The organism is Actinosynnema sp., assembly GCF_052038725.1.
In genome coordinates, this window is record NZ_JBQGCX010001509.1 from 1 (window position 1) to 7,402 (window position 7,402).

A 7,402-nucleotide genomic window follows, 5' to 3' on the forward strand; every position below is an offset into this window, starting at 1 on the left:
CGGCTCCGGCGGCGGGCTGGGCTCCGGCGGCGGGTCCGGCTGCGGCTCCGGCTGCCGGGGTCAGCCGCGCGGCGGCGCGGTGCTCTGGCGCACCACCAGCTCCGTCGCGAGGTCTATCCGCTCCACGGCGGGCCGCTCGCCGCGCGCCAGCGTGAACACCATCTGCGCGGCCGTCGCCGCCATCTCCGGCAGCGGTTGGCGGATCGTGGTCAGGCCGGGCCCGATCCACTCGGTGACGGGCAGGTCGTCGTAGCCCACGATCGACAGGTCGCCGGGGACCGACAGCCCCAGCTCGCCCGCCGCGCGCATCACGCCCAGCGCCTGGAAGTCCGACCCGGCGAAGATGGCCGTCGGCCGGTCGGGGCGGGTGAGCAGGTCCATGCCGTGCGAGTAGCCGCCGTTGACGTAGAAGTCGCCGTACCGCACCAGTTCCGGCGCGACCGGGATGCCGCCGGACTCCAGCGCGCTGCGGTAGCCGTCGACGCGGGCCCGGCTGCACAGCACGGCGGTCGGCCCGGAGATCACCGCGATCCGCCGGTGCCCCAACGAGATCAGGTGCCGGGTGGCGGCCAGCCCGCCCGCCCAGTTGGTGGAGCCGACGGTGGGCACGCCCGGCGGCGGTTCGCCCGCGGTGTCCACGAACACGAACGGGATGCTGCGCGCGGTCAGCCGGGCCCGCTGCTCCTCGTCCAGCTCCGCCAGCACCAGGATCACGCCGAGCGGTCGGCGGGCGAGCAGGTCGTCGAACCACTCGCCGGGCGGCCGGTGCGCGCCGCCCAGCTCGGACAGCACCACGGCGGCGCGCTCCTCGGCGGCGGCCCGCTCGACGCCCCGGATGATCTGCGTGGCCCACACCGAGTTCATCTCGTGGAACACCAGGTCGACCAGCGCGGGCCGGGACGACTGGCGGGCGCGCCTGCGCCGGTAGCCGCTGCGCTCGATCAGGCCCTCGACCCGCGCCCTGGTCTCGGCGGCCACGTCGGGCCTGCCGTTGAGGACCTTGGAGACGGTCGGGACGGACACCCCGGCCTCGGCCGCGATCGAGGTGATCGAGGCGGGGTGGCCGGGCTCCGGGTCCGGTGCGGGCGACGTGCTCATGCGGTACCCCGTTCGGCCGGGTCGCCCGGCATACGCCGGACCTAAAGTTTCGGTGCCAGAGCGTAGAGCTTCCGACTCCGCTTGCCAACGAACGGTCACAGAATGACCGGGAATGCCCTGGAAGCAAAAGGGTCACGGGGTGTTGACGTGGTGGATCACGGGTCTTACGGTCTGCCCACCGGGCCGGCATGTCGGGCTAGCTTTCGATACTTTCGGCCATTCACGAGGACGTGAAGCGGAGGTACCTGGTCGATGGCGAACAGGACGGCGGACGGTGGCTCCCCCTGGCGGGACGCGCGCCTGCCGGTGGCCGATCGGGTCGAGGCGCTGCTCTCGGCCATGACGCTCCGCGAGAAGCTCGCCCAGCTCGTGGGCGTCTGGGTGGGGGCCGACCCCGAGGGCGGGGACGTCGCGCCGCACCAGTCCGAGCTGACCGGCGACCCCGTCGACTGGACCGAGGTGATCTCCGCCGGGCTCGGCCAGCTGACCAGGCCGTTCGGCACCAGGCCGGTCGACCCGGCGCTCGGCGCGCGGTCGCTGGCCTCCGCGCAGGAGCAGATCACCGCCGCCAGCCGGTTCGGGATCCCCGCGCTGGTGCACGAGGAGTGCCTGACCGGGTTCGCCGCCTGGCGCGCGACCGCGCACCCGGCCCCGCTGTCCTGGGGCGCCTCGTTCCGGCCGGAGCTGGTCCGGGCCATGGCCGGGCGGATCGGCGCGTCGATGCGGGCGGCGGGCGTGCACCAGGGGCTCGCGCCGGTGCTGGACGTGACCCGCGACTACCGCTGGGGGCGCACCGAGGAGACCATCGGCGAGGACCCGCTGCTGGTCGGCGTGGTCGGCGCCGCGTACGTGCGGGGGCTGGAGGACGCCGGGGTCGTGGCCACCCTCAAGCACTTCGCGGGCTACTCGGCCTCGCGGGCGGGCCGCAACCTCGGGCCGGTGTCCATCGGGCCGCGCGAGCTGGCCGACGTGGTGCTGCCGCCGTTCGCGATGGCGGTGCGCGACGGCGGCGCGCGGTCGGTGATGAACTCCTACAGCGAGCTGGACGGCGTGCCGTCGGCCGCCGACGCCGGGCTGCTCACCGGGCTGCTGCGCGAGGGGTGGGGCTTCACCGGGACCGTGGTCGCGGACTACTTCTCGATCAAGTTCCTGCAGACCCTGCACGGCGTCGCTGGCGACGAGGAGCGGGCCGCCGCGCTCGCCCTGCGCGCGGGGATCGACGTCGAGCTGCCGACCGTGCGCTGCTACGGGGAACCGCTGCTGCGCGCCGTCTCGCGCGGCGACGTCCCGGAGGAGCTGGTGGACCGGGCGGCGCGCCGGGTGCTGGCGCAGAAGGCGGAGCTGGGACTGCTCGACCCGGACTGGTCGCCGCTGCCCGAGTCGGTGGACTCGCTGGAGCTGGACGACGCGGGCTCGCGGACGATCGCGCTGGAGCTGGCGCGCGAGTCGGTGGTGCTGCTGGCCAACGGCGGCGGCGCGCTGCCGCTGCGGCCGTCCGCGCGGGTCGCGCTCGTCGGGCCGCTGGCGGACGACCCGATGGCGGTGCTGGGCTGCTACTCGTTCCCCGCGCACATCGGCGTGCACCACCCGGAAGCCGGGCTGGGGCTGGAGATCCCGACCGTGCGGGACGGGCTGCGGGAGCTGGGCGTCGAGGTGGCGCACGCGGTGGGCTGCCCGGTCGACGTCGAGGACCGGTCCGGGTTCGCCGACGCGGTGGCGGCGGCGCGGGACGCGGACGTGTGCGTGGTGGCGGTGGGCGACCGGGCCGGGCTGTTCGGGCGCGGCACGTCCGGCGAGGGCTGCGACGCGACCGACCTGACCCTGCCGGGCGTGCAGGCGGAGCTGGTGCGGGAGGTGCTGGCGACCGGGACGCCGGTGGTGCTGCTGCTGATCACCGGCCGCCCCTACGCGGTGGGCGACCTGGTGGCGGGGTCGGCGGCGGCGGTGCAGGCGTTCTTCCCCGGCCAGCTCGGCGGGCGGGCGATCGCCGAGGTGCTGACCGGCGCGGTCAACCCGTCCGGCAGGTTGCCGGTGGGCGTCCCGGCCGATCCGTCCGGGCAGCCGGGGACGTACCTGTCGCCGCCGCTGGGGCGGCGCACCGCGGTGTCCACTGTGGACCCCACGCCCGCGTTCCCGTTCGGGCACGGGCTGTCGTACGGCGGGTTCACCTGGTCCGAGCCCGCGGTGTCGGCGGCGGAGTGGCCGGTGGACGGCGAGGTGCGGGTGGAGCTGGAGGTGCGCAACACCGGCGGGGTGGACGGGTCGGACGTGGTGCAGCTGTACCTGCACGACCCGGTGGCGTCGGTGACGCGGCCGGTGGTGCGGCTGGTCGGGTTCGCGAAGGTCGACCTGGTGGCGGGGGCCGCGGCGCGGGTGGTGCTGACCGTGCCCGCCGACGTGGCCGCGTTCACCGGGCTGGACGGGCGGGTGGTCGTGGAGCCGGGTGAGGTCCGGCTGCGGGTGTCCCGCTCCAGCGCGGACGTGCACGGCGAGCTGGTGGTGGACCTGGTGGGCGGGGTGCGCGAGGTGGCGCACGCGACCCGGCGGTGGGCGGCGACGGCGCTGGTCGAGCCGGTGGGGTCCGAGGGCGCGCCGGGACCGGTCGGGTCCGCCGCGCCGGGGGCGCTCGCGGGCGTGGCCGCCGGAGAGGCTCCGGGGGCATGACCGCCGCACCGGAGACCGCCCTCGTCGCCGAGACGGTGGCCGAGGCGCGGCCGAGGCGCGGGAAGCGGCCCGGCGGGCGCCCCGCGGGCAGGCGGGAGAGCTGGCGGCGGGCGCTGCGCCGGGACTGGCAGCTGTACTCGCTGGCCGTGCTGCCGCTGCTGTTCTTCCTGGTGTTCCGCTACCTGCCCATGCTGGGCAACGTGATCGCGTTCCGCCGGTTCGTGCCGGGCGGCAGCGTGTTCGGCGAGACGTGGGTCGGCCTGCGGTACGTGGGGATGTTCGTCAAGGACCCCAACTTCTGGTCGGTGTTCGGCAACACCGTCGTGCTGGGCGCGCTGACCCTGCTGTTCTGCTTCCCGCTGCCGATCGTGCTGGCGCTGATGCTCAACGAGGTGCGCTCGCGCTACTTCAAGCGGTTCGTGCAGACCGTGGCGTACCTGCCGCACTTCCTGTCGATCGTGATCGTGGCGGGCATGGTGATGCAGCTGGTGTCCGTGGAGGGCACGGTCAACCAGGTCACCCGGCTGTTCGGCGCGGAGGCCGTGCCGTTCATCCAGTCCCCGGACTGGTTCCGCACGATCTACGTGTCGTCCGAGGTGTGGCAGACCGTCGGCTGGGGCACGATCCTGTACCTGGCCGCGCTGACGACCGTGGACGAGCAGCTGTACGAGGCTGCCCGGATCGACGGGGCGAGCCGGTGGCGGCAGACCTGGCACATCACGCTGCCGGGCATCCGGCCGACGATGGTGACGCTGCTGATCCTGAACACCGGCACCTTCACGGCGGTCGGCTTCGAGAAGATCCTGCTGCTGCAAAACCCGCTGACGTACCCGACCGGCGACGTGGTGTCGACCTACCTGTACCGGGTGGGCCTGGTGTCCAACAACTTCAGCTACGCCGCCGCGATCGGCCTGTTCGAGGCGCTGGTGGGGCTGGTGCTGATCCTGTCCGCGAACGCGATCTCGCGCCGAGCGGTGGGGACGAGCCTGTGGTGACGCCCGAGGTGGCCGGGGAGCCGGAGAAGCCGGTGGTGCGCGCGGCCCCGCGCGGGCTGGACGACACGCCGGGCTACCGGGTGTTCCGGGTGGTGAACACCGCGCTGCTGCTGGGCGTGGTCGCGGTGACGCTGTACCCGTTCCTGAACGTCGTGGCCCAGTCGTTCAGCGACGAGCAGGCCATCCGCACCGGGCGGGTCAACCTGCTGCCGCAGGGGTTCGACCTGAAGACCTACCGGTTCGTCATGGCGGACCCGGCGTTCTGGACCGGCTACCTGAACACCGTGGTCTACACGGTGGTGGCCACCACGATCGCCATGGCGCTGACCACGGTCTACGCCTACGTGCTGTCCAAGCGGCGACTGAAGGGGCGCGGGCTGCTGATCGGGATCGCCGTGTTCACCATGTTCTTCAACGGCGGCCTGATCCCGAACTACGTGCTGATCTCCGGTCTGGGCCTGAAGAACACGATCTGGGCGGTGGTGCTGCCCAACGCGATCAGCGTGTTCAACCTGCTGGTGATGAAGTCGTTCTTCGAGAACCTGCCGTCCGAGCTGGAGGAGGCGGCGGTCGTCGACGGCCTGAGCGCCTACGGGGTGCTGCTGCGGATCGTGCTGCCGCTGTCCAAGGCGGTGCTGGCGACGATGGTGCTGTTCTACGCGGTGGCGAACTGGAACGCGTGGTTCGGGGCGTTCCTGTACTTCGACCGGGCCGACATGTTCCCGGTGACCGTGTACCTGCGGAACATGCTCGCCGGGGCCAGCGGCGCCGACGCGGTCGGCGCGGGCGGGTCGGCCGACGTGGCGCAGGTGTCGGCGAACATCAAGGCCGTGACGATGGTGCTCACCGTCCTGCCGGTCCTGGTGGTCTACCCGTTCGTCCAGAGGTTCTTCGTGTCGGGCGTGATGCTCGGCGCGGTCAAGCAGTAGCGCGCTCTCGCCCGTTGACGACGCTGTCGCACCCGAGGAGTTGCCCGATGCGCACGAAGTGGAAGAGGCCGTTCACCGCACTGGTGGCGGGTGGGCTGGTCGCGGGCCTGGTGGCCTGCAGCGGGGACGACCCCGGTTCGGGGCCGGTGGACCTGGACGGCAAGCGGGTGGGCGCCATGGCCGACTTCGCCGCGGGGACGCCGTTCAGGGCCACCGAGCCGCTGGACTTCGGCATCCTCTACAACGACCACGCCAACTACCCGATCAAGAACGAGTGGCTGCTCTGGTCGGAGCTGACCTCGCGCACCAACGTCACGCTCAAGCCGACGGTGGTGCCCAACAGCGACTACGACCAGAAGCGCAGCCTGGTCATCGGGGCCGGGGACGCGCCGGAGATCATCTCCAAGACCTACCCCGGCATGGAGCGGCCGTTCGTGGCCTCCGGCGCGATCCTGCCGGTCAGCGACTACCTCGACCTGATGCCGAACTTCAAGGCCAAGGTCGAGAAGTGGGGGCTGAAGAAGGACCTGGAGGCGCTGCGCCAGGACGACGGCAAGTTCTACGTGCTGCCGGGCCTGCACGAGGCCCCGTGGCAGGACTACACGCTGGCGTTCCGCACCGACGAGCTGACCCGGCTGGGCATCGCGACGCCGAAGGACTGGGACGAGGTCTACACCGCCCTCAAGGCGATCAAGGCCGCGCACCCGGACAGCTACCCGCTGTCCGACCGGTTCGAGGGCAAGGCGCTGCTCAACGTCCTGGGCATGACCTACGGCACCGCCGCCGGGTGGGGCTACGTCAACGCGACCTGGGACGAGAAGGCGCAGAAGCTGGAGTACAGCGCCTCCAGCCCGCAGTACCGGGCGATGCTGGAGTACCTGCGCAAGCTGGTCGCCGAGGGGCTGCTCGACCCGGAGAGCTTCACGCGCAAGGACGACCAGATCGCGATCCGCAAGTTCGCCAACGGCGAGTCGTTCGCCAACAGCGCCACCGCGCAGAACGTGGTCAACGACTACCGGCCGGGGATCTCCGGCATCCCCGGCGCGACCGTGGCGAAGATCCCGCTGCCCGCGGGGCCCGCCGGGAACCTGATCACCGGGTCGCGGCTGGAGAACGGGCTGATGATCCCGGCGAAGGCCGCCGAGAGCGAGCACTTCGTCGCGATGATGCAGTACGTCGACTGGGTCTGGTACTCCGAGGAGGGCCAGGAGCTGGTGAAGTGGGGCGTGCCCGGCACGACCTACGACAAGGACGCCTCCGGCAAGCGGGTGCTCAACCCCGGCATCACCTACGCGGGCACCAACACCGGCGCGCCCAAGCACCTGCAGAAGGACTTCGGGTTCGCGGGCGGCGTGTTCGCCTACGGCGGCCCGACCGAGCTGCTGCGCTCGACGTTCACCGACGAGGAGATCGCGTTCCAGGAGGAGATGGCGAAGAAGACGCCCGCGCCGCTGGTGCCGCCGTACCCGTTCACCGAGGAGGAGCGCGAGCGGGCCTCGCTCTGGGAGACCCCGCTGAAGGACTACGCGAACCAGTCCGCGCTCCAGTTCATCCTGGGCGACCGGGACCTGTCGACCTGGGACGCGTACGTGAGCGAGCTGGACGCCAAGGGGCGGACCCAGTTCGTGGACCTGGCCAACAGCGCCCACCAGCGCTACAAGCAGAAGAACGGCTGAACCGCGATGGGCGCCCGCCGCACGACCGTCCCCGACCACC

Annotated in this window: 5 protein-coding genes; 4 read left to right on the forward strand and 1 reads right to left on the reverse strand. The window is 72.4% G+C overall.

Annotated elements, in window-relative coordinates; all coding sequences use genetic code 11:
* Positions 1-60 precede the first annotated feature (60 nt).
* On the reverse strand, positions 61-1,098 hold the full coding sequence (locus ACTUAL_RS31790) for a LacI family DNA-binding transcriptional regulator (RefSeq protein ID WP_440902812.1): 1,038 nt from the start codon (positions 1,096-1,098) through the stop codon (positions 61-63).
* 252 nt (positions 1,099-1,350) lie between these two features.
* Here ACTUAL_RS31790 and ACTUAL_RS31795 point away from each other — a divergent pair, with 252 nt between their 5' ends.
* Genes ACTUAL_RS31795 through ACTUAL_RS31810 form a run of 4 tightly spaced genes read left to right on the forward strand, consistent with a single transcriptional unit; the run spans position 1,351 to position 7,362 of the window.
* Entirely contained in the window at positions 1,351-3,762 is a 2,412-nt protein-coding gene (locus ACTUAL_RS31795; RefSeq protein WP_440902813.1) for a glycoside hydrolase family 3 N-terminal domain-containing protein, read from the forward strand.
* Positions 3,759-4,757 carry an ABC transporter permease gene (locus ACTUAL_RS31800; protein ID WP_177154643.1) on the forward strand — a complete coding sequence of 333 codons (999 nt, stop codon included), beginning with the start codon at positions 3,759-3,761 and terminating at the stop codon, positions 4,755-4,757. Before ACTUAL_RS31795 ends, ACTUAL_RS31800 begins: the two co-directional genes overlap by 4 nt.
* Complete coding sequence (locus ACTUAL_RS31805) at positions 4,754-5,686, forward strand: carbohydrate ABC transporter permease (RefSeq protein ID WP_096497707.1); 933 nt, start codon at positions 4,754-4,756, stop codon at positions 5,684-5,686. The genes ACTUAL_RS31800 and ACTUAL_RS31805 overlap by 4 nt, the downstream gene beginning before the upstream one ends.
* Before the next feature lie 47 nt (positions 5,687-5,733).
* Positions 5,734-7,362, forward strand: coding sequence for an ABC transporter substrate-binding protein (locus ACTUAL_RS31810; RefSeq protein ID WP_440902814.1), 1,629 nt, complete (start codon positions 5,734-5,736; stop codon positions 7,360-7,362).
* Positions 7,363-7,402: the final 40 nt, after the last annotated feature.

Bases quoted from the DNA above. Each gene is read 5' to 3' on its own strand.
- ACTUAL_RS31795 (WP_440902813.1), top strand. From the start codon at position 1,351: ATGGCGAACAGGACGGCGGACGGTGGCTCCCCCTGGCGGGACGCGCGC.
- ACTUAL_RS31810 (WP_440902814.1), top strand. From the start codon at position 5,734: ATGCGCACGAAGTGGAAGAGGCCGTTCACCGCACTGGTGGCGGGTGGG.
- ACTUAL_RS31800 (WP_177154643.1), top strand. From the start codon at position 3,759: ATGACCGCCGCACCGGAGACCGCCCTCGTCGCCGAGACGGTGGCCGAG.
- ACTUAL_RS31790 (WP_440902812.1), bottom strand. From the start codon at position 1,098: ATGAGCACGTCGCCCGCACCGGACCCGGAGCCCGGCCACCCCGCCTCG.